The following is a 21,761-nucleotide window of genomic DNA, read 5'->3' on the forward strand; positions in this document are numbered from 1 at the left end:
CATCATCTCCCGGCAATGTCGAGGAAGGCCGCCACCACCGCCTCGGCAAAAGCGGGGTCGTTGACGGCTTGGGGCAGGTCGATCAGCCGCCGGCGATCGGTCTGGCGGACCGTCTCGCGCAGTGCGGCGAACAGGGCGGCATCGGCCTCGGGGTCGTGGAAGGGCGCGCCGGGCACATCGATCACCGACACGCCGCCCAGCGGCAGCAGGAAGCGGACCTCGCCCTCCATGCGGTTCAGCCGCTCGCCGATCCAGCGGCCCATCCGGTCGTTCTCCTCGGGCGTGGTCCGCATCAGCGTGACCTGGGCATTGTGGACATGAAGCTGCCGGTCGCGATAGCGCGCGGGCACGGTCTCCAGCCCGCCGAAATTCACCATGTCGAGCGCGCCGCACGAACCGACATAGGGCAGCCGCGTGCGGATCGCCGCACCCAGCCGGTCCTCGCCCGCGCTCATCACCCCGCCCATCAGCAGATCGGCGACTTCGGTGGTGGTCACGTCGATCATGCCGGCAAGGCGGCCGCTATCGGCCAGTTTCTCCATCGTCCGCCCGCCGGTGCCGGTGGCGTGGAAAACGAAGCATTCGTAATCGGCCTCCAGCCGCGCCACCACCTGTTCGATGCAGGGGGTGGTGACGCCGAACATGGTCAGGCCGAGCGCGGGCTTCTCCGGTACCACGGCGTCGGGCAGCGGCCGGGTGACGGCGCCGGCCATCATGTTGGCGGCATTGCCCAGAACCTTGCGCGAGATTGAATTCAGCCCGGCCAGATCGACCACCGAATAGAGCATGGCGATGTCGTTGGGCCCCACATAGGGCGCCACATCGCCCGAGGCGACGGTCGAGATCATGATCTTAGGGGTGCCGACCGGAAGCCGACCCATCCCCGGGGTGATCAGTGCGGTATTGCCCGAACCGCCCGCCCCGATCATGCCCAGGATGCGGGGCGCCTGCGCATCCACCCAGGCCGCGAAGGCCCGCGCCACAATGGCCACCGCCTGACCGCGATCCGCCGTTGCAGCCAGTTCTTCCGCCGCCCCAGGCAGCGCGGCCAGCACGTCCCGCGTGGTGACGTCGGCGGCCCCGGAGCTGCCGCGGGGGGCCACATCGACCAGTTTCACGGCCACGCCGGCCGCGCGGATCAGATCCCGCAGATAGACCAGCTCGTCGCTCTTGGTATCGCAGGTGCCGGTGACGACGACGAAGGGGGCATCGGTCGTATCGCTCATGGGGTCGTTCCCTCCCGGTTCGGCTTTTGACCGAACCCTATTGCATCGGAACCCTTCACCCCAAGAGAAATTCCACACCATTGCCCGCGGAAAAAGCGAGCCCTCGGTCACAGCAGAACCATCACCACCAGCACCAGGGTAAGCAGCACAAGATATGCCCTGGCATGCAGACGATCAGGCAGGCGGCCGATCAGCGGCGCGCTCAGCCTGACGCCGATCGTCGATCCGATGGCGAGGGCCAGGAAGGCGCCGGCATCGACATATCCCGTCGATCCCTCGGCCAGCCCCACATAGCCGATCGTCCCCGCCACCGCCATCGGCAGGGAAAGCGGGCTTGCCATCGCAGTGGCGGCGGTCATGTCGGCGCCGCGCCGACGCAGCAGCGGCACGGTCATCACGCTGCCGCCGACGCCCAGAAAGGCCGCGATCGCGCCGATGCCCAGCCCGATCAGGGCCGCGGCCCGCCGCCGCATCGGCCGGGCCGGCCTCGCCGCACGGGTCATGAAACCGGGCCGGAACAGACAGTCGAGAATGGTGAGGCCCAGATAGGCGATGAAGGCCGCCCTGAGGCCTTCGCCCCCGAACGAGATCGCCGCCCGGGCGCCGATCACGGCCCCCAGGCTGACCGGCAGGATCAGCGGCCGCAGCTGCCCCATGTCCAGGCTGCCGGCACGGGCATGGCGCAGGCTGGCAAAACCGGCGCCGACTATCATCACCGCCGTGGAGGTCGCGACCGCCATATGCATGGCCTGCGCAGGCGCGGTACCGGCGGCCGTGAACATCGCATAGAGCAGGGGTACGGCGACGAAACCGCCGCCGAAGCCGAACAGAACGGTGGTGAGCCCGGCGAGCCCGCCGAAGGCCAGAAGCAGAAGATTGAGATCGATCGGAAGATGCATGGCACGGGGCATCCTGATGGGGCAGCGTCCGGGCCATCATGGCGTCGGCAGGCCTTGCCGGCTTTCGAAGATCAGCCGATCATCTTCGCGTTCAGGCCACATTCCGGAAGATTGCCCTCCCTTGCGCAACATCGCCCTCGACACGGTCGACGCCACCCCGCGTCCGGTGCTGGCGATCGGCACCGACTATCCGCACGGGGCGCAGCTGCCGCCCCACACCCATCGCCGCGCGCAGTTTCTCTACGGCATGACCGGGCTGATGGAGGTGGAGACCGCCGATGGTGCCTGGGTGGTGCCGCCGCATGCCGGGGTCTGGGTTCCCGCCGGCGCCCGCCATGCGGTGCGGATGGTGGGGGTCGCGACCCGCAGCCTGTACATCGAACCGGCGGCAGCGCCGCGTCCGGCGGCGATCTGCGAGGTGCTGACCGTCTCGCCCCTGCTCCACCAGCTGCTGCTCTCTGCCGCGGAACTGCCCGCCCTCTATGATCAGGCGGGCCGCGACGGGGCGTTGATCGGGCTGATCCTGCACGAGCTTGCCGCCGCCCCGGTGCTGCCGGTCTTCGCGCCGCTGCCGCCGGATCCGCGCCTCGGCGCGCTCTGCCGCGAGATCCTGCGCGCCCCCGATATCCGCATCCGCCCCGACGACATCGCCCGCCGGCTGGCGATGAGCCCGCGCAGTTTCACCCGCTTCTTCCGCAGCCAGACCGGCCTCTCCTTCGGGGCCTGGCGTCGCCAGGCCTGTCTGATGGCGGCCCTCTCCAGGCTCGCCGCCGGCCAGCCGGTCACCACCGTGGCGCTGGATCTGGGCTATGACAGCCCGGCCGCCTTCTCGACCATGGTCCGGCGCCTGCTGGGCCGGCCGCCCTCGGCCCTGGCGGGCAATGTCTGACGCAACCATGTCCGAGGGGGCCGCCGGCCGGGATCGGAACACGCCGCCCCGGCAGGGGTTCGGACGGCAATGGGCGCATCGCCCGCCGATCAGGAGACCGGATCCATGCCGCTCACACTCCGGAGCCCCGCTTTCGCCGACGGCGAACGCATTCCCGACCGTTTCACCCGGACGGGCGACAATCTGTCGCCACCCCTCGACTGGCAGGACCCGCCCGAGGGCACCCGAAGCTTCCTGCTGATCGTCAAAGACCCCGATGCCCCCGGCGGCACCTTCCGCCACTGGGCCGTGTTCGACCTGCCCGCCGATCGGACAGGGCTGGAGGAAGGGGCCGGCCGTCCCGGCAGCGGCGTCCGCCACGGCACCAATGATTTCGGTTCAGCGGCCTATGACGGTCCTGAGCCGCCCGAAGGCCATGGTCCCCATCACTATCACTTCCGTCTGGCCGCACTCGACATCGACCATCTGGAGGTCGACCCGGGCCGCCGCGTCGGCGAAATCTGGGCCGCCGCCCGGCCGCATATGCTCGCCGAAGCCGGGCTGGTCGGGCTGTATGAACGCGGCCGCGGCTGACCCGGGCCGGTCTCTATGCCGGCCGGGCCGACGCGTCGGGCGGATCGCGGAAGAAGCCTTCCAGCTCCGCGAAAGGCATGGCCTGGCCGGCAAAGCCGAAACTGCCGTCGCGGCGCATCTCGCGCGCGGCCCGGACGAAGGCACCGAAGGCGAGCCGGGCGAGGGTCGACCCCAGGCTGATCCGCTTCACGCCTGCCGCGGCCAGTTCATCGGCCGAAGCCGCCATGCCCGCGATGCCGATCACCACATTGACCGGCCGGCTCACGGCGGCACAGACCCTGCGCACCGCCTCCAGATCCGGCAGGCCCGGCGCATAGAGGACGTCGGCACCGGCCGCTTCGAAGGCCTGAAGGCGGCGGATGGTGTCGTCCGGATCCGGGCGACCCCACATGAAATTCTCGGCCCGCGCCGTCAGCACGAAATCCCGATCCAGCCCGCGGGCGGCCTCTGCCGCAGCGGCAATGCGCTCGACCGCGAGCCCATGGTCATAGATCGGCTGCGACCTGTCGCCGGTGTGATCTTCCAGCGAGCAGCCGGCAAGCCCGGCCGCCGCCGCGGCCCGGACGGTTTCGGCAGCGCTGTCCGGATCATCGCCGAACCCCTTCTCCAGATCGGCCGAGACCGGCAGCGCCGTCGCGTCGACGATCGACCGGCAATGCGCCAGAACCTGCGCGCGCCCGGCCACGCCTTCCGGCTGGCCGGCGGAAAAGGCCATGCCGGCGCTGGTGGTCGCAAGGGCCGGGAAGCCCATCGCCGCCAGGATCCGCGCGGTGCCCGCATCCCAGGGATTGGGCAGGATGAAGGCGCCGGGCGCCTCGTGGAGCCTGCGGAAGACGCGGCCGGGATCAGCTGCCGGGAGGGTCATCGGAGACCTCCATCATCATATCGGGGGCCTTCATCCTCTCAGCCGGATCCGAACATATCAAGAACAAATCATCCGCCCCAACTTGACACCGCCGCCTCAGGGCGAAATGGTCAACGCATATGCAATGTCCGGCGGATCCGCCGGCGTCCTGCATCTGAAGGGACCGCACCCGTGACGGACCGCCCTCGCCGACACGCCCGGGCCGGCATGCTGGTTCAGAGCCTTCTGGTGCTCGTGTTTCTGCTGGCCTCGATCACCGGACCGCTGGCCGCGTGCTGCGATCACGGCCTGCCGCCGGCCGCGGGGGAACATCCGATCATCGGGGGCCCCGACCACCTCTCCGGCAGACCGTCGATCATGGATGGCCAGACCTCCCCGCACGCGCAGCCCTGCCTCACATCCATTTGTCGCCTGGGCACCTGTCGCCTGGGCTGCCCGACGCCGCCGGGCCTCGACGGCGGCATGATCCGCACCGTTGCGGCCATTCTCCTGCCCGCGCGCAGCGACCCCTTACCGGACGGCATCGCACTTTCTCCGCCCCCCGGTCCGCCGCGACCTCTGGCCTGACCGAAAGACGACGCCCCTGCGGGCATCGTCCATCCCGTCATACCGCCGGTTTTGCGCCCGGAACACGAAAGGGGGCCATCGTCATCATGTCCGATCACCATCAATCGCATCACGATCATTCCCACCATCATCTGCACGGGCACATGCACGCGGCCGGAAAGGCCGGGGCGATCGACGCCCCGCCCGGCACCGTCTGGACCTGCCCCATGCATCCCGAGATCCGCAAAGACGGCCCCGGCAGCTGCCCGATCTGCGGGATGGCGCTGGAACCGCTGATGGTCACCGCCGAAAGCGGCCCCAGCCCCGAACTGGCCGATATGACCCGACGTTTCCGGTTCGGTCTGCTGCTGGCGATCCCGGTCTTCCTGCTGGAAATGGGGGCCCATCTCGTGCCCGCCCTGCATCGCCTGGTCCCGGCCGGGGTGTCGGTCTGGATCCAGTTCATCCTGGCCACCCCGGTGGTGCTGTGGGCGGGCTGGCCGTTCTTCCGTCGTGGCTGGTCCTCGATCGTCAATCGCAGCCTCAACATGTTCACCCTGATCGCCATGGGAACGGGGGTGGCCTGGACCTACAGCGTCGTCGCCACCCTGGCACCGGGCGTTTTTCCCGAGGCGTTTCGCGGCGCCGACGGCACCGTCGCGGTCTATTTCGAAGCGGCGGCGGTGATCACCGTCCTGGTCCTGCTGGGCCAGGTGCTGGAACTGCGCGCCCGTGAGCGCACCTCGGGCGCTCTCCGCGCCCTTCTGAACCTCACCCCAAAGACGGCGCGGCGGATCGGGGCCGATGGTGCCGAGGCCGATATTGCGGTGGAAGACGTCGCCATCGGCGACCGTCTGCGGGTGCGGCCGGGTGAAACCGTACCCGTGGACGGCATCGTCGAAGACGGCCGCTCCTCAGTGGACGAATCCATGGTGACCGGCGAATCGATGCCGGTCGGCCGCAGCGCCGGTGACCGGGTCGTCGGCGGAACGCTCAACCAGACGGGCGCTCTGGTCATCCGCGCCGAAAAAGTCGGCCGGGATACGATGCTCGCACGCATCGTGCAGATGGTGGCGGATGCCCAGCGCTCCCGGGCCCCCATCCAGCGCATGGCCGATCAGGTGTCGGGCTGGTTCGTCCCCATCGTCATCGTGATGGCGCTGCTCGCCTTCGCCGCCTGGGGGCTTTGGGGTCCGTCACCGCGCCTGGCCCACGGGTTGATCGCCGCCGTCTCGGTTCTGATCATCGCCTGCCCCTGTGCCCTTGGTCTGGCCACGCCCATGTCCATCATGGTGGGTGTCGGCAAGGGCGCCGCCGCCGGCGTGCTGATCAAGAACGCCGAAGCGCTGGAACGGATGGAGAAGGTTGACACCCTGGTGGTCGACAAGACCGGCACATTGACCGAAGGCCGTCCGGCGGTGACGCATATCGCCGCCGCACCGGACCATGACGAGGCCGATATTCTGCGCCTTGCGGCTGCCGTCGAGGCCGCCTCGGAACATCCGCTGGCACAGGCGATCGTGGCGGCAGCCGAGGCCAGACACATCCGGCCACCCCAGGTCACGGCATTCTTGTCGCCCACCGGCAAGGGGGCCCGCGGGATCGTCGAAGGACGGCGGATCGTGCTCGGAAATGCGGCCTTCCTGGGAGAAGAGGGCATCGACACCTCCTCCCTGTCCGATCAGGCGGATAGCCTGCGCCATGACGGTGCGACAGCGATCTATGTCGGTGTGGACGGTCGCGCCGCCGGTGTCTTCGCCATCGCCGATCCCGTCAAGCAGACAACGCCGGATGCGCTGACGGCGCTCCATGCAGACGGCATTCGCATCGTCATGCTGACCGGTGACAACCGGACCACCGCCGAGGCCGTCGCCCGGCGTATCGGCATCGACGAGGTGGAGGCAGACGTCCTGCCGGACCGCAAAGCCGAAATTGTCCAGCGGCTGAAGGCCGAGGGCCGGGTGGTGGCGATGGCCGGCGACGGCGTCAACGACGCCCCGGCGCTCGCCGCCGCCGATGTCGGCATCGCCATGGGGTCGGGCACCGATGTTGCGATCGAAAGTGCCGGCATCACCCTGCTCAAGGGCGATCTCACCGGCATCGTGAAGGCGCGCCGCCTGTCCCAGGCCACCATGACGAATATCCGTCAGAACCTCGTCTTCGCCTTCATCTACAACGCCGCCGGCATTCCGGTGGCGGCGGGCGTGCTCTATCCGGTGTTCGGCCTGCTGCTGTCACCCGTCATCGCCGCCGCCGCCATGGCGCTGTCGTCGGTGAGCGTCATCGGCAACGCACTCCGGCTCAGATCAATGAAGGTCTGAGACCCCGGCTCGGCCGCCGCCACATCGAGAGACGTGACGGCGGTCACAAACCACACCCGGATGTGTACTGGTGCAGAATCATACACTAATACTTGCCATATCTTCCGGCGTTGTCTGCGCACCGGCGCGGTCACCCGCCGTTGACCAGCTCCATTACCCTGGATTGACTGGCGCATCTCATGTCCCGCATAGTGACCGCACGAGATCGGGTGCTGACGAGATCGGGTGCTGACCGGGAGGCAGACATGACGCAAGAGAACAAGCCGTCGACCATCGTCGCGGACGAGGATCTGGCGAAAGTGACGGGCGGCTCGTCGGGCGGCCTGAATTTCAGCTCCATGGATCTGTCCAATATGGATGTGAACCAGATCCTGGCCATGGTTCAGCAGGAAAGGCAGGGTCAGCTGGACACCAGCCTGCAGCAGCAGATGGACGGAATCCAGGAGCGCAACACCCAGCTCGCCCAGATGAACGGCACTCTGCAGGAACTGGACGGTTTGGGCGACGTGCTGGAGGACCAGGGCCCGCTGTCGACCGACACGCTCGTCCATCATATGGGCCAGGAGACCACGCTCGGCGCCCTCGCCGCCGATCTGGGCCTGGATCAGGAGCGGATCGACGACGGCAGCATCGATTCTGCGGACATGGATGCGATCACCGGCCTGCTGCAGGACCGCATCACCACGGTCACGGCCGTCCAGGACATGGAGATGGCGGCCCTGCAGGCCATGAACGACAAGCGCAACGAAGCGATGGCGCTGATGCAGCAGTTCATGAACAGCATGCAGAACAATTTCAACAACATCATCGGCAATATGCGTTGATACGCCGCGACCGGCCGGCCGATCCGCTGCGGGGGCCCTGACGGGTGAGCGCGCTCTTCCGCCCGGCTGCCGTCAGCTCGTCGGCGACCTCAAATCAGTACCGCGACGCGCTCGGCGTCATGCGACCGCGCCTCTGGGCGGGCGGCCTGTTTCTGGTTGCCCTGATCCTGGGGGCGCTGGTGTGGAGCGCCCTCTTCCGGGTACCGGTCTCGGTGACGGGACAGGGCATCCTGCTCGCCCCGGGCGGCATGATCGACGTGGTGGCCGACGCGGCCGGCCAGGTGCTGGCACTCGATGCCGCCCCGGGCACGCCGGTGGCGGAGGGGGCCGTGGTCGCCCGTATCGCCCAGCCGGATCTGGAGCTGAAGCGCGATATCGCCCGTGCCGAACGTGCCGATGCGCTCAGATTCCGCGACGATCTGATCCGCTTCCAGGCGGCCGACGACGCCAATCGCGCCCGGCTGCGCGCCGCCCGCGAAGCCTCTCTGGCAGAGCGGATCCGGGCGCTGGAGCTGCGCGGTGCCGCCCTCCGCGACCAGCAGACCAATCTTCGCCGCCTGCTCAAGACCGGCAATGTCACCCGCGACCGGCTGTTGCAGGTGGATCAGGAAGTGCTGGCGGTCGAAAGCAGCATCGCCGATGCCCGCGACGAGCGGGTCGCCATGCAGGCCGAAGCCGCCCTCCAGGCGACCGAGCGCGAAAAGGCGCGGCTGGAAGCCGAGCGGCGGCTCGCCGAGGCCGAGCGGGAACTGGCGGCCCTGGATCGGCAGCTGGCCCGCACCAGCACGGTGCGCTCCCCCTTCGCCGGGCGGGTGGTCGAAGCCAAGGTCAATATCGGCCAGATGGTCCAGCCCGGCACCGCCATGGTGACCCTGGAGCGGCAGGCGGAGCCGGCCGATGGCAGAGGCACCCTGCCCTATGTCACCGCCTATGTCACCGCGGCCGACGGCAAGAAGATCCGCGCGGGGCAGCCGGTCGAGATTTCGCCCTCCACCACACGGCGCGAGGAACACGGCTTTCTGCGCGGCCATGTGGTGCATGTCAGCGACGTGCCCGCCAGCAGTGCCGGCATGCTCAAGACCCTGCAGAACGACCGGCTGGTGCAGACCTTCCAGGACGGCATGGGCGCGCCCTTCGAGGTGACGGTGGCGATCGACCCCGACCCGGCACGGCCGGATCGCCCGCTCTGGTCGTCCCCCCGCGCCCATCCGCCCCGGATCGAGCCCGGAACGCTGGCCGAGCTGCGCTTCACCATCCGGTCGGGGCCGCTGCTCGCCCTCGCCATCCCTGCGCTCCAGTATGCCGGCCCGGACGTGCCGCGCGACGGCCGCTGAATGTCCGGCCGGCGGAGGCGTACCCCCACCCTGTTGCAGATGGAGGCCGCAGAATGCGGGGCGGCGGCGCTCGGCATCATTCTGGGGCATCATGGCTGCTGGGTGACGCTGGAAGAACTGCGCCTGGCCTGCAATGTCTCCCGCGACGGCAGTTCCGCACTCGCCATCCTGCGCGCCGCCCGCGCGATGGGGCTGGAGGCCCAGGCCGAGCGGCTGGAACCGGCCGATCTCCGCACCCGCGAGCTGCCGGCGATCATCCATTGGGGCATGAACCACTTCCTGGTGGTGGAAGGCTTCAGCGGCGACCGCGTCCGGCTGAACGACCCCGCCACCGGCCCGCGGGAGGTGGGCGTCGCCGAATTCGACCGCATGTTCACCGGCATCGTGCTGTTCATGCAGCCCGGCCCCGGCTTCCGACGCCGGGGCAGCCGCCCCTCGCTTGTCCGCGGGCTCACCCGGCGGCTCCACGGTGCCGGCGATGCCTTCGGCTTCATCCTGATGGTCTCGCTCGCCCTGGTGGTGCCGGGGCTGCTGGTGCCGGTCTTCGCCCAGATCTTCATCGACCAGATTCTGGTCAACCGTTTCGCAACCTGGCTCTGGCCGCTGATCCTGGGCATGGGGCTGGCGGCGGTGCTGATGGCCGCACTCACCTTCCTGCAGCGCGAGGCCCTGCTGCGGCTTGAAACCCGGCTGGCGCTTCAGGGTGCGGCCGGTTTCGTCGGCCATGTCGTCCGCCTGCCCCTGCTCTATTTCGCCCAGCGCCATCCGGGCGAGGTGGCGAGCCGGGTGATGCTGAACGACCGGCTGGCCCAGCTGATCGCCGGCGATGTCGGTGCGGTGCTGCTGAACCTGCTGACGGCGACCGCCTATCTGGCCGCCATGATGTTCTATGCCCCCGGGCTCGGCCTGCTGGTCGCGGCGGGGGCTGCGGTCAACCTCGTCCTGCTCACCCGATCCTCGCGCGCGCTCGCCGACGACAACCGGCGGATGGTGGTCGCCGGCACCATGCAGGCCGGCTTCGCCAGGCAGGGGCTCGGCATGATCGAGGCCTACAAGGCCGCGGGGCTCGAGGATCTGTTCCGCGCGCGGCTGTCGGCCATGTCTGCCCGGGTGCTGAACCTCCGCCAGGGGCTGGCCCGGCGGCGCATGCGGCTGACCGCCCTGCCCGGCCTCACCAGTCTCGCACTGGGCGGGCTGGTGCTGGTGATCGGGGCCGACATGGTGATCCGCGGCGAGTTGACCCTCGGCATGCTGATCGCCTTTCAGGCCCTGATGGCGGGCTTCCTGGCGCCGATGGCCCAGCTGGTCCAGCTCGGTGTCCGGATCCAGGATGGTCAGGCCTATATCCAGGTTCTGGACGACACATTGCGCCACCCCACGGCGCCCGAATTCGCCCCGACGCCCGACAGCCCCGACACGACCTCCGGCCGCCTGATCGGTGCCATCGAGCTTCGGGATGTCAGCGCCGGCTATGGCCCGGCCGCGGCGCCGCTGATCCGGGATCTCAACCTCTCGCTCAACCCCGGCGAACGGCTGGGCATCGTCGGGGCCTCCGGTTCGGGCAAGTCGACCCTGGCGGCGCTGATCGCCGGCATTCATCCGCCGGCGGCGGGCGAGATCCTGATCGACGGTACGGCGATGACCGCGATCCCGCGGGCGCGGCTGCGCCAGTCGCTCGCCTATGTCGATCAGCGTGCCGCGATCCTGGAGGGCAGCATCCGCGACAACATCGCGCTCTGGGACCCGTCCCTGCCCGACGAGCGGATCGTCGAGGCTGCCCGCATGGCGCTGATCCACGACGTCATCCTGCGCCGCCCCGGCGGCTATGGCGGCCATCTCGCCGAGGGCGGCACCGATCTGTCCGGCGGCCAGCGTGCCCGGATCGAGATCGCCCGTGCCCTGGTCCGCGAGCCGCGCATTCTGATCCTCGACGAGGCCACAGCCTTTCTCGACAACGAAACCGAGACGAAGCTGCATGCCGGTCTGCGCCGGCTGGGCGCGACCATGATCATCGTCGCCCACCGCTTCAGCGCCATCCGTGACTGCGACCGCGTGATCGTGATGGACCGGGGCGCCATCGTGCAGGAGGGCACGCCCGAGGCCCTGCTCTCCCGCCCCGGCCCCTTCCTGCAGCTGATGGCCGAGGGGTGAGCCGGATGGATCGGCCCGCCGCCACGCAACCACTGCCGCCGCCGCCGCCGCGCCCCGTGACCGAACGCCCCCTGGTGCTGGACCGGCCGGGCAGCTGCTATCTGGTCATGGGCGGGCCGGTCGACCTCTTCGCCCTGTCATCGGAACGCCCGACGGCCCGCATGGCGGTCGGCCGGATCGAAAGCGGCGGCCTGCTGTTCGGCGCGGCGCCATCCCTGCTCGGGGCCGAGCATCTGATCGCGGTCGGCGACGCCGTCACGCTGATCTGGCAGATCCCCGACGCGCTCTGGCGCAACAGTGCCGGCCTGCCCGACTTCACCGCCGGCATCGCCGGCTGGCTGACCGCTCTGGGCGGCGGGCTCGGCCGGATGATCGAGCCCCGACCGGTGCCGGATCTGGTCACCACCGGCCAGCGGGCGACGGCTGTCCGGCTCGGTGCCGGATCGGTGATCGGCGCCACCGCCGGCATCACCTGGGTGCAGCTGCCGGCCGGGGCCTGGGCCCGGTTCTGCGGCCTGGAGCCGGTTTCGGGGCTCGTCCCCCTGCCCGCGGGCAGCTGGCTGACGCTCGACGATGCCGCGCATATCGACCTGCTGCCCTTTGCCGACGGCCTGGCCCGGCCGGACTGGCCGGATGCGCTCGCCGCCTGGGGGGCGGCGGTGGCGGAATTGCTGCCGGTCCTGCGCGGACTGGCCGAGGCCGACGAGCTGAACCGGATCCGCGCCCGCGATCATGCGGCGGCCCAGGACCATCGCCAGACCCTGGCGCGCTTCGCCGGGCTGCTCGGCAACCGGGTACCGCCGCTCGCCGAAGCCGATGGTGGCGACGGTCTGCTCGACGTGCTGCGCCTGCTCGGCCGCGAACTGGGCGTGGCGGTCCGGCGGCCGGCCACGGCCCGGCGCGCGCAGATGGACCGGCTGCCCGGGCTGGACGAGATCGCCCGCGCCTCGGGCCTGCTGCTCCGCCAGATAGAGCTGCCCGACAGGTGGTGGCGGCAGGAGGCGGGCCTGCTGCTGGCCCGCCATCAGGGCCGGCCGGTCGGGCTGGTCTGGCGGGGCGGGCATTACGACATGATCGACCGCCACGCCGCCCGACGACGGGTCACGGCTGCATCTGCCGCCGACATCGCGCCCGCGGCCTTCCAGATCTTCCGGCCCCTGCCCCGGCAGACCGGGCTGGCCGCCATGATGGCCGCCGGCCTGACCAGGGCCGGGCCCGACAGTCTGGTCTTCCTGGCTGCGACCCTGATCGGCAGCCTGATCGGCCAGATCCTGCCGATCGTCACGGGCCTGGTCTTCGGGCTGCTGGTGCCGGGGGCGCTGCGCGGGGCGCTGGTTCAGATCGGGCTGCTGATGCTGCTGGTCGCCGGCGCCGGCTACCTCATCCAGGTCGCCACCGAGGCGGCGCGGGAACGGGTCGCCATGCGCGGCGATGCCGGGCTGTTCGATCGTGCCTGGGCGCGGATCATCGCCCTGCCCCTGCCATTCCTGAGATCGCGCCCGGCCGCCTTCCTCGCGGCCCAGCTCGGGGCAGGGCTCGGCAGCATTTCGGGCTTCCGGCAGATGCTCTATCTGAGCGGCAGCACACTCGGCATGCTGATCTCGTCGCTCGCCGTCATCGCCTGGCACAGCCCGCTTCTGGCCGGGCTCGCCGCCGGTCTGGCGGGGGTGCACCTTCTGATCGGCCTTGTCGCCGGCCATGCCCAGGCGCGTGCCTATCGCAATGGCGAGGAGTTGATCGGCACCGCGGACGCCCAGCTGCTGCAGATGATCAACGCCATGGTCAAGCTGCGCAGCGCCGCGGCGGAAGACCGGGCCGTGCTGCGCTGGGCCGATCGTTTTGCCGCCATGCGCGACCGCTCGGTCCGGGCGCGACGGATCGGCAATCTGTTCGAAAGCTGGCAGGCGGCCTTCCCGATCCTCGCCACGGCGGCGCTGTTCGCGGTGATGCAGGGGCTGGCCGAGACGACCGAGGGCGCGCCGGCCCTGTCCATCGCCGCCATTGCCGCCATCGCCACCGCCTTCGGCCTGATGGCGGGCGGGCTGTCGCAATTCCTGCGGGCGCTGCTGGGTGCCTGGATGATGCTGCCCGGCTGGCAGTTCGCCCGCCCGCTGCTGGAACGGGTGCCGCCGCCCTCGACGGGCCTGACCGATCCGGGGCCGCTTTCGGGCGAGATCAGCTTCGCCGCCGTGGGTTTTGCCTATGAAAACGGGCCGCCGGTGCTGTCCGACATCTCGTTCCGGGTTACCCCCGGGCAGATGGTCGCGATCGTCGGCCCCTCCGGCAGCGGCAAATCCACCCTGGTCCGGCTGCTGCTGGGGCTGGAGGCCCCCGGGGCGGGGGCGATCTATGTCGACGGCCACGATCTCTGCACCCTGCATCCCACCGCCCTCAGGCGCCAGATCGGCACGGTGCTCCAGGACGAGGCCCTGCCTCCGGGGTCCATCCTCGACATCGTCCGCGGCATCAGCGACGCCGGCCCCGACGAGGTGCGGGCCGCCCTGGCCGCCGCCGCCCTGGACCAGGATGTCGCGGCCATGCCCATGGGGCTCCACACCATGCTGCCTGATGCGACCCGCATGCTCTCGGGCGGGCAGCTTCAGCGCCTGGCGCTGGCGCGTGCCCTGGTCCAGCGGCCGCCGGTCCTGGTGCTGGACGAACCGACCAGCGCCCTCGACGGCCCCACCCAGGCGCGGGTGATGCAGACCATCCAGGCCCTGCCCGCCACCCGCATCGTGATCGCCCATCGCCTGTCGACCATCCGCCGGGCCGGGCTGATCCTGGTGCTGGAGGGCGGGCGGATCGTCGAGGCCGGCACGCATGACGAGCTGGTGAAGCGCAAGGGGCGGTTTGCGGCGCTGATGGGCGGCTGAGGCCGCGTGCGACGTCCGGTCTGACAGACAGGACGTCCGGTTTTGCCCGCCCGGACGACGGTTTCCGGGCGGCTCGGGCAGGAAGAGGGGCAGCCACCGCATCGGGTGGCGCCACTCGGGAACCTGCCATGCCTGCCTCATCCCTGCCGGCCGCAGCCGGCCTTCTCTCCCTTTTTCTGGCCGGGCCCGCCCTGGCCGGCAGCTTCGTCTTCGGCGACAGCTCGGTCGAACAGGGCAATCTCTACGTGCTGCCGGGCTTCGACCGCACCGGATCGCCCTATTACGCCCCCGACGGCTTCAGCCGCGAATCGAACGGTCCGGTGTGGATCGAGCATCTTGTGCCGGGGATCGCGCCCTCGGCCGGTGCGGCGGCCGGGTCGCGAGAGGTGAACTTCGCCTTTTCCGGTGCCACATCGGGCGACGACAACATTGCAGGTCCGGTCACCGGCACCGGCTTCGGCGCCCAGATCGACGCCTTTGCCGGGCGTGGCCTGCGGGGCCGGCCCGGCGATCTGTTCGTGGTCGCCATCGGCACCAATGATTTCATCCGCGATCTGGGCAGCCGCGACCTCACCGAGACCTCGGCCGAGGTGATCGGCAATATCGGGGCCGGTCTCGACCGGCTCGCCGATCTGGGGGCCCGCCGCATCCTGGTCGAGGACGTGCCCGATTTTCATCTGGCCCCGGCCTTCGCCGGGCTGGTCCCGCCCGAGGATCAGGAGCGGTTCAACGCGATCATGCACGGCGTGCTGGACGGCCACCGCGCCGATCAGCTGGCCGCCCTCAGCGACCAGAGCGCCCGGCCGGGGGCGCCCGACATCGTCACGGTCAGGGTCAGCCGCCTGTTCGACCATGTGCTGGCCCACGCCGCCGCCCTCGGCTTCACCAACGTCACCGAGGGGTGCTACGACGAGGCATCGGGCAGCCTCTGCTCGACCGATCGCGCGGTTCAGAACACCTATCTGTTCTTCGACGGCCTGCATCTGACCGAGGCGGGACAGCGCCTGCAGGCCGACTATTATCGGGCACTTCTGGGCCAGCTGGCCGGTACCGCCCACGCCCTTCCCCAATCGATGACGAGCTTCGCCCGCACCGCCGGTGACCAGATCGCAGCCAGGGCCCGTGACGAGCGCTTTGCCGCCTGGGCCGACCCGGCACCCGCCCCGGGCTTCAGCGTTTCGGCCGATGGCGGTGCGGGCACCGACGATGCCGGGCTGGCGGCACTCGGCCTCGGCTGGTCCGACGGTCCTGGCTGGACCGTGCGCCTGGATGTCGCCCGCCATGACGGCAGGCTTGCCGACAGCCCCGGATCCTCGGATGTCGGCGGCTGGTCGGTGGTCGCCTCCGGCGAGCGTCGTCTCGGGCGGTTTCGCCTGGGCGCAAGCCTCGGCACGCTGACCGGACGGGCAAAGGGGTTCCGCACCATGCCGGTGGCGCTGATGCGGGCCGATCACAAGGCCGATATCGACAGCCGCTTCGCCGAAATCTCGGCCGGCTATGTCGTCACCGCAGGTGCCCTCACCCTTCAGCCGGCGGCCTGGCTGCGCTGGTCCGACAGCCGCATCGGCGCCTTCACCGAACACGGCCGCACAGGGCTTGAAATGGCCTTCGACGAGGTCTCGACCTCGGGCCTTCTCGGCGGCGCCGGGCTCAACCTGCGCTATGTCGCCACCGGCTGGCTTACCCCCTGGGCGAGTCTCGCCTGGGAAGACAGGCTCTCCGGCTTCGACGGGGATATCCGGGGCCGGCTGGTCGACAATTCGGCCAGAGACATCGCCAGGCCGCTCGCCCGCCCCGAGGGAACGGGCGAGCTTCGCGCAGGCGTCGATATCGGCCTCGGCCCCAACGCGACGCTGCGTCTCGCGGCGGGTGCAACCACCGACCAGGACCGGAGCGCCTATGCGCGGGTCGCCTGGCGCTTCTGAAGAGGTGGTCTCTTGCGGCATCGGGGGTTTTCTGGAACGCTCCGCCTCTCTCTCCTGAGGTCGAGGCGCTGGTTGGATCTCGTTGCCGCTCTTCTTCTGATCGGGCTCGGCCAGGGGCTGCTCCTGGCCGGGCTGCTGGTGGTGCGCCGTGATCTGCGCCGCGCATCGACCCTGTTTCTGGCCACGCTGATCGGCGCCGTCACCCTGTCGGGGCTGGAGGATGCCGCCCTGCGGTTCGGCTGGCTGGATCAGGCGCCGGCCCTGGCCGGGGCCGGCCTGCTGCTCATTCCACTCATCGGCCCCTGTCTCAGGGGCCATGTGGCGGCGATCTTCAACCCTGCCTGGCGGCTGCAGCAGCGGGACTGGCCCTGGATCACAGCCACCGTCACGGCCGGCCTTACCGCCCTCCTGTTCCTGATCCAGCCCGCCCCCACCCGGCTCGCCATTCTGAGCGACCGGGCCGGGGCGTCGGATCCGGGGGTCGTTACGGCCGCACTGTCGCTTGTGACGGTGCATCTTCTGTCGGCGATGCTGATCGCGGCCGCCCTGGTCCTCAGCCTGCGCGAGGTCAGGTTCCGCAGCCGGGATCTCCGCCCGGGCGATCCGCTCGCCGGCCGGCTCGTCTGGCTGCGCGGCCTGCTCGTCCTGATCGGTGTGTCCTGGCTCGCCTATCTCTGCAGCCTGGTCGCGGGGCTGATGCCGGGCATCGACACCGCCCCCTTCGACGCCCTGGCCGGGGTGGTGCAGGTTGCGGCCCTCTACGCCCTCGGTCTGCTCGGCCTCGCACAACCCGACCGCATGCTGCCGCCGCCGGGCGAGATGCTGGCGGCGATCCTGGCCCCCACCCGCCCCAAATACGGCCGCGCCGCCCTGCCCGAGGCCGACCGGTCGGAACTCGCCGCCGCCATCACCCGGGTGATGGAGCAGGACCGGCTCTATCGCGACCCTCTGCTCAACCTTTCGCGGCTCGCCGAAGCGGTGGGCGCCAGCCCGAACGACGTCAGCCAGACCCTGAACACCGCCTTCGGCATCGGCTATCACGACTACGTCGCGCGCCTGCGCGTGGCCGCGGCCCAGGAAATCCTGCGCGATCCGGCGCGGCAGGACAGCCTGATGGATGTGCTTCTCGAAGCCGGTTTCAATTCCAAATCCGTCTTCAATGCCGCCTTCAAGCGCGAAACCGGGATGACCCCATCGGCCTATCGCGCATCCGTCAGGCAGCCGTCGGACGCGCCGCCGCCGGGCAGCTGACCGCAGTCGTTCGCCCGTCGGAGCCGGATTTCCACATCGGCATCTACGGCCGGCCCGCCCCGTAAGAGGCCAGCCCCTCCAGACGCGAGACCCGGCCGACATAGCCCAGATCCCGCCGCGCGGCGCTGTCGTCGATCGTGAACGGGCTGCCGATCAGGCGCACCATCGTTCGGCTCAGCGGGGGATCCTGATCCGAGCGCCTGACGCGGGCGCCCAGTTCCATCATGCGCCCCATGAAGAAGGCCGCCCCATAGGGAACCGAACGAAGCGTGTCGATCGACAGCCCCTGCAGCTTCGCCAACCCGTCGATGAAGGCGCGGAAGGTCGTGTTCTCGGGATCGCGGATGAAATAGGCCCGGCCGCCCTCGCCCCGGTCGAGCGCGCAGATCAGCGCTTCGACGACATTGTCGACATGGCAGGTGGAATAGGGATAGTCGCCGCGCGCGATGAAAGCGAACCGGCCCGACCTGATCGCGTGCGGGATGTTTCGGCTGAAGGCGTCGCCCGGCCCCCAGATGCCCGGCGGGCGAATGGCGATGGTGCGCAGACCCGAGCCGCTGGCGGCAAGAACGCCGGCTTCGCTGGTCGCCTTGCTGGCGATGTAGGGGGAGAAACTCTTCGGAAAGGTCGGCGCCCGCTCGTCGGCATTGCGGATCGGCGAGCCATGATCGTCCATGATGACGGCCGCCGCCGTCAGATAGATGAAGGATGACGCCCCCGCTGCCCGTGCGGCCTTCAACAGCGCTTTCGTGCCGTCCACATTGACGCGAAGATATGGCGCGCGCGGACCGGCGAAGCGGAAGTGAGCCGCCAGATGAATGACCGCATCGACCGCCGGCATCGCCATGTCGCCGGGATTGTTCATGTCGCCGCGAACCGGCACCGCCCCAAGCGCCCGCAGCTTGCCATCGGCCGATGGAGAGCGGGCCATGGCCAGCACCTCATGGCCTTCCGCCATCAGCCTGGGGATAAGGCGCGCGCCGAGAAAGCCGGACCCGCCGGTCACAAAGATTTTCATGCGTCTACTCCGGGAGAGCCGGGGTGCAGATCGCCTGCACGGCGCCATCGCGCAGCCGGGCGATGGTGACGGGATCGGGGGTGCCCATATCGACGCCGGGCTGAAGCGTGGTGCCAAGGAACAGCAGCGCGGCGGAATTCGCCGAGGCCCAGATGACCTGAACGGCCGCCTCGGGCGCGATCGCCAGCCGGCCGGCAGCCTCGATCTGCGCGATACGCTGGCGCAGCATGGCCTGCCCTTCCCGCGCCGCCGGCAGATCGGCGCCCGAGAGGAACCGCGCCATCATCGCCGCGTAAAGGCGCGGGCGCGCCGCGGCGAATCCGACATAGTTGTCCCAGCCTTCGATCAGCGCCGCAACCGGATCCGTCGACCGGATGGCCGCCCTCTTCGATGACAGGAACTGTTCGAACGCTTCGGCGATCGCCGCGCTCAACAGACCGTCGGCGCTCCGGAAATGATGATAAAGGGTGGGCGCCGTCACCTTCGCGATGTCGCAGACCGCCCGCGTCGAGAAAGCCGCCGCGCCCTCCTTCTCGATCAGCGTCAGGGCCGCCGCCACCAGTGCCGTCTTCGTATCCATATCGGGTGCCGCCCTCCTGACCGTTTTCGGACTATAGCACCGCTATAGGATCGAGTCTATAGCAGTGCTATATCGGCCTTGGGAGCGGCTTTGCTGGCACAGAGCGGCGACGACGGTCGTTCGCCTGTGGGCCCGATGAAGCCGACGATCACACCCTGGTGGAACGGGTCGAAACTCAGGAGCAGGTTGTTCTGAGGGCCGTGATTCCTGGCAGAGGCCGCGGCCCCTCACTCCCACTCGAGTGTTCGGGGCCATACCAAATATCTGAAATTATTGTAGAAATATTTTCTACTCAAATACTACCGACCCAGTATCCGTCAGAAGCCTACATTTCTGATATCGTTGAGGAATTTTGGCCAATCTCCGCAAGACATCTATCGACTACTATCGGCTCTTTGCGCGCTGGTCCTGTTCCGCCCCACGGACCCGGATCACAGCCAAAAGTACCGTCAGCGTTGGCATGACCCGGCACCTACACGAACGGCCGATATGTAGGAAGCAGAGCTTGATTTCTTGCCTTGCATGGTCTGCTGGAGCAGGCTTATTCCATGAAAACAATCCTACAACGCTCCTTTCTCTGGAATTATACTGCTTGCCTTTTCAAGCCGATGATGAGCGCATCGAAAGCGTAGTCATCAATTTCGGATGGCTTTTTACCGCCAAGCACGTCGGCTTGTCTTAAAGACCAAATTCCGTGAAGCAGTCCCCAAAGGGTAACGGCGGCGGCCGGTGCATGGTCGGCGCCGGTAAGGGGCTCGATGATCGAAACAACCCTCGGCCACAACAACTCATGGTATCGCGGATGGGGCAGCTGTGAAGCGGCCTCGCGTTTGGCGCCTAGAAAGGTCCGGTAAAGGATCGGATTGGCCTCGGCAAAATTGGAATAGATCCTCAGCAGCTTGCGCACGCCGGTCTCGCCGTCCGCATCGTCTGGCAGTTCGGCTAACCCATCTTCGATCGCAAGATAGAGCCGTTGCGCGACGGCGTCGGCTGCCGCCGCGATCAGCACATCGCGGCTGCTGAAATATCGGTAGAGGGCATTCGCGGTAACCCCGACCTCCTTGGCCAAGCGCCGCAAGGTCAGCGCATCCTCGCCCTCGCTCTCAAGCAGTGCGAGCGCTGCGTCCATGATGGTCTGGGAATCGATTTTGCTGGGATAGGCCATGGTTTTCAATGTACACCTTGACGGCCGGAGCGCAAAGATATACGTTGTACATCTTGACAGTTTGCGCAGAGGTATCCGATGCCACCCACACATTCCATCATTATCACCGGTGGCAACGCCGGCCTCGGATTCGAGACCGCCAAGGTCTTCGCAAACGACGAGACCGTGATGGTCGTGGTCGCCTGTCGCAATCCGCAGTCTGGACAGGAAGCCGTCGCCCGCTTGACGGCGCTCGGTGCTCACGCCGCGTTCTTGCCGCTCGATCTGGCGAGCCAGCGGTCGATCCGGGAATTTGTCGAGGCCTGGCACAATGCGGGCCTCCCACCCCTCAAATCCCTCGTCTGCAACGCGGGCATGCAAAATGTCGCTGCGCCAACCAAATCCGTGGAAGGATACGAGATGACCTTCGCGGTCAATCATCTCGGGCACTATCTGCTGACACGTCTTCTGCTTGCCGACATGGTGCAGGATAGCCGGATCACCTTGGTCTCAAGCGGGACGCATGATCCCAAGGAACGGAGCGGAATGCCCGAGCCCGTTTATGAGAACGCGGAAAGGGTCGCGCACGATTTCGAGAAGTCCATGAACGCAGGCTTGCGGCGCTACACGACCTCCAAGCTCTGCAACATCTACTGTACCTATGAGCTTTCGCGCCGGCTCGCTGCGTCAGACGATCCTCGCCTGTCTTCGATCAAGGTCAACGTCATCGATCCCGGCCTGATGCCGGCGACAGGATTGGCGCGATCCTGGCCCGGGCCGCTTCGATGGGTCTCTCGCAATGTGCTGCCGTTTCTACGACTGGTGAACAGCAACGTTCATCTGCCCGAGACGTCGGCCAGGCGCGTTGCTGAGATCACGATCGGACCCGATGCCAGTCCGGGCGGACGCTATTTCTCCAACGGGAAGGCCGTACGTTCGTCAGATGCTTCCTATGATGAGGGCAAGGCCCGCGAACTTTGGATCACCAGCGCCAAAATGACCGGCTTGCCCGTAGAAGTTACAGATTAGATATGTCTTGGCATGCGCAACTCTATGTACCAAATAAGAAAGTAAAAAGGAGATTTTAGAACTTGGATCTGCCAAGAACTCCTCATATCCGCTCTCAGGAATAATCTAAACTTGAGGGCCGAGTAGGGTAAGATGCTTGGATGCTGCTTCATCCTCAAAGTGCTCGCAGAGCGATCCCGCAAGGCAGTACGATTTAGAGCAAATTACCCAGCATAGGAATCAGGGGATTCCCCTCAGCCGTCAGTTGTGATTCAAGATAGAGGCTGGAGAAGGAGGCCAGCCTGTATGGCGAAAGCTCTTTCCGTCGACCTGC

The 21,761-nt window shown here is 68.4% G+C and carries 17 protein-coding genes; 11 read left to right on the forward strand and 6 right to left on the reverse strand.

The window, feature by feature from the left end; all coding sequences use genetic code 11:
* Positions 1-2: 2 nt before the first annotated feature.
* Positions 3-1,226: a Tm-1-like ATP-binding domain-containing protein gene (locus WI697_RS25000; RefSeq protein WP_345960348.1), complete on the reverse strand. Its 1,224-nt coding sequence runs from the start codon at positions 1,224-1,226 to the stop codon at positions 3-5.
* 107 nt (positions 1,227-1,333) lie between these two features.
* A complete protein-coding gene (locus WI697_RS25005) occupies positions 1,334-2,125 on the reverse strand; it encodes a sulfite exporter TauE/SafE family protein (protein WP_345960349.1) in 792 nt (263 codons plus the stop codon).
* Between the two features lie 121 nt (positions 2,126-2,246).
* On the opposite strand from WI697_RS25005, the gene WI697_RS25010 reads away from it, so the two are divergent.
* Together WI697_RS25010 and WI697_RS25015 are read left to right on the forward strand one after the other, a co-directional pair.
* Positions 2,247-3,014 carry an AraC family transcriptional regulator gene (locus WI697_RS25010; RefSeq protein WP_296712073.1) on the forward strand — a complete coding sequence of 256 codons (768 nt, stop codon included), beginning with the start codon at positions 2,247-2,249 and terminating at the stop codon, positions 3,012-3,014.
* 105 nt (positions 3,015-3,119) lie between these two features.
* Positions 3,120-3,587, forward strand: a complete 468-nt coding sequence (locus WI697_RS25015; RefSeq protein ID WP_345960350.1) for a YbhB/YbcL family Raf kinase inhibitor-like protein — start codon at positions 3,120-3,122, stop codon at positions 3,585-3,587.
* A gap of 13 nt (positions 3,588-3,600) precedes the next feature.
* Here WI697_RS25015 and WI697_RS25020 read toward each other — a convergent pair whose 3' ends face one another.
* Positions 3,601-4,452 carry an isocitrate lyase/PEP mutase family protein gene (locus WI697_RS25020; RefSeq protein WP_062767854.1) on the reverse strand — a complete coding sequence of 284 codons (852 nt, stop codon included), beginning with the start codon at positions 4,450-4,452 and terminating at the stop codon, positions 3,601-3,603.
* A 207-nt stretch (positions 4,453-4,659) separates the two neighbouring features.
* Between WI697_RS25020 and WI697_RS25025 the strand changes: the two genes are divergently transcribed.
* From WI697_RS25025 to WI697_RS25060, 8 genes are all read left to right on the forward strand, one after another.
* Positions 4,660-5,019: a hypothetical protein gene (locus tag WI697_RS25025; protein ID WP_345960351.1), complete on the forward strand. Its 360-nt coding sequence runs from the start codon at positions 4,660-4,662 to the stop codon at positions 5,017-5,019.
* Positions 5,020-5,105: 86 nt separating this feature from the next.
* A complete protein-coding gene (locus tag WI697_RS25030; RefSeq protein ID WP_345960352.1) occupies positions 5,106-7,319 on the forward strand; it encodes a copper-transporting P-type ATPase in 2,214 nt (737 codons plus the stop codon).
* 245 nt (positions 7,320-7,564) lie between these two features.
* The gene (locus WI697_RS25035; RefSeq protein ID WP_345960353.1) at positions 7,565-8,143 is read left to right on the forward strand and encodes a hypothetical protein; all 579 of its coding nucleotides are present in this window, start codon (positions 7,565-7,567) and stop codon (positions 8,141-8,143) included.
* 44 nt (positions 8,144-8,187) lie between these two features.
* Positions 8,188-9,477 (forward strand): NHLP bacteriocin system secretion protein, encoded by a 1,290-nt coding sequence (locus WI697_RS25040; RefSeq protein WP_345960354.1) that lies wholly within the window; start codon positions 8,188-8,190, stop codon positions 9,475-9,477.
* Positions 9,478-11,628 (forward strand): cysteine peptidase family C39 domain-containing protein, encoded by a 2,151-nt coding sequence (locus WI697_RS25045; protein ID WP_345960355.1) that lies wholly within the window; start codon positions 9,478-9,480, stop codon positions 11,626-11,628.
* A gap of 5 nt (positions 11,629-11,633) precedes the next feature.
* On the forward strand, positions 11,634-14,501 hold the full coding sequence (locus WI697_RS25050; RefSeq protein ID WP_345960356.1) for an ATP-binding cassette domain-containing protein: 2,868 nt from the start codon (positions 11,634-11,636) through the stop codon (positions 14,499-14,501).
* A 128-nt stretch (positions 14,502-14,629) separates the two neighbouring features.
* Complete coding sequence (locus WI697_RS25055) at positions 14,630-16,426, forward strand: autotransporter domain-containing protein (RefSeq protein WP_345960357.1); 1,797 nt, start codon at positions 14,630-14,632, stop codon at positions 16,424-16,426.
* Positions 16,427-16,498: 72 nt separating this feature from the next.
* Positions 16,499-17,677, forward strand: coding sequence for a helix-turn-helix domain-containing protein (locus WI697_RS25060; RefSeq protein WP_345960358.1), 1,179 nt, complete (start codon positions 16,499-16,501; stop codon positions 17,675-17,677).
* 43 nt (positions 17,678-17,720) lie between these two features.
* On the opposite strand, the gene WI697_RS25065 is transcribed toward WI697_RS25060, so the two are convergent.
* From WI697_RS25065 to WI697_RS25075, 3 genes are all read right to left on the reverse strand, one after another.
* Positions 17,721-18,695, reverse strand: a complete 975-nt coding sequence (locus WI697_RS25065; protein ID WP_345960359.1) for an NAD-dependent epimerase/dehydratase family protein — start codon at positions 18,693-18,695, stop codon at positions 17,721-17,723.
* 4 nt (positions 18,696-18,699) lie between these two features.
* Positions 18,700-19,275: a TetR/AcrR family transcriptional regulator gene (locus WI697_RS25070; RefSeq protein WP_062767874.1), complete on the reverse strand. Its 576-nt coding sequence runs from the start codon at positions 19,273-19,275 to the stop codon at positions 18,700-18,702.
* A gap of 583 nt (positions 19,276-19,858) precedes the next feature.
* Positions 19,859-20,440 carry a TetR/AcrR family transcriptional regulator gene (locus tag WI697_RS25075; protein ID WP_345960360.1) on the reverse strand — a complete coding sequence of 194 codons (582 nt, stop codon included), beginning with the start codon at positions 20,438-20,440 and terminating at the stop codon, positions 19,859-19,861.
* 78 nt (positions 20,441-20,518) lie between these two features.
* Between WI697_RS25075 and WI697_RS25080 the strand changes: the two genes are divergently transcribed.
* Positions 20,519-21,448, forward strand: coding sequence for an SDR family NAD(P)-dependent oxidoreductase (locus WI697_RS25080; protein WP_345960361.1), 930 nt, complete (start codon positions 20,519-20,521; stop codon positions 21,446-21,448).
* Positions 21,449-21,761 lie beyond the last annotated feature (313 nt).

It is taken from the genome of Tistrella mobilis, from assembly GCF_039634785.1.
In the GTDB taxonomy this organism is placed as follows: domain Bacteria; phylum Pseudomonadota; class Alphaproteobacteria; order Tistrellales; family Tistrellaceae; genus Tistrella; species Tistrella mobilis.

What these genes read in the sequence shown, in the direction of transcription:
- WI697_RS25000 (WP_345960348.1), bottom strand. Translation starts at nt 1,226, where the DNA reads ATGAGCGATACGACCGATGCCCCCTTCGTCGTCGTCACCGGCACCTGC.
- WI697_RS25005 (WP_345960349.1), bottom strand. Translation starts at nt 2,125, where the DNA reads ATGCATCTTCCGATCGATCTCAATCTTCTGCTTCTGGCCTTCGGCGGG.
- WI697_RS25015 (WP_345960350.1), top strand. Translation starts at nt 3,120, where the DNA reads ATGCCGCTCACACTCCGGAGCCCCGCTTTCGCCGACGGCGAACGCATT.
- WI697_RS25020 (WP_062767854.1), bottom strand. Translation starts at nt 4,452, where the DNA reads ATGACCCTCCCGGCAGCTGATCCCGGCCGCGTCTTCCGCAGGCTCCAC.
- WI697_RS25025 (WP_345960351.1), top strand. Translation starts at nt 4,660, where the DNA reads ATGCTGGTTCAGAGCCTTCTGGTGCTCGTGTTTCTGCTGGCCTCGATC.
- WI697_RS25030 (WP_345960352.1), top strand. Translation starts at nt 5,106, where the DNA reads ATGTCCGATCACCATCAATCGCATCACGATCATTCCCACCATCATCTG.
- WI697_RS25035 (WP_345960353.1), top strand. Translation starts at nt 7,565, where the DNA reads ATGACGCAAGAGAACAAGCCGTCGACCATCGTCGCGGACGAGGATCTG.
- WI697_RS25045 (WP_345960355.1), top strand. Translation starts at nt 9,478, where the DNA reads ATGTCCGGCCGGCGGAGGCGTACCCCCACCCTGTTGCAGATGGAGGCC.
- WI697_RS25050 (WP_345960356.1), top strand. Translation starts at nt 11,634, where the DNA reads ATGGATCGGCCCGCCGCCACGCAACCACTGCCGCCGCCGCCGCCGCGC.
- WI697_RS25055 (WP_345960357.1), top strand. Translation starts at nt 14,630, where the DNA reads ATGCCTGCCTCATCCCTGCCGGCCGCAGCCGGCCTTCTCTCCCTTTTT.
- WI697_RS25065 (WP_345960359.1), bottom strand. Translation starts at nt 18,695, where the DNA reads ATGAAAATCTTTGTGACCGGCGGGTCCGGCTTTCTCGGCGCGCGCCTT.
- WI697_RS25070 (WP_062767874.1), bottom strand. Translation starts at nt 19,275, where the DNA reads ATGGATACGAAGACGGCACTGGTGGCGGCGGCCCTGACGCTGATCGAG.
- WI697_RS25075 (WP_345960360.1), bottom strand. Translation starts at nt 20,440, where the DNA reads ATGGCCTATCCCAGCAAAATCGATTCCCAGACCATCATGGACGCAGCG.
- WI697_RS25080 (WP_345960361.1), top strand. Translation starts at nt 20,519, where the DNA reads ATGCCACCCACACATTCCATCATTATCACCGGTGGCAACGCCGGCCTC.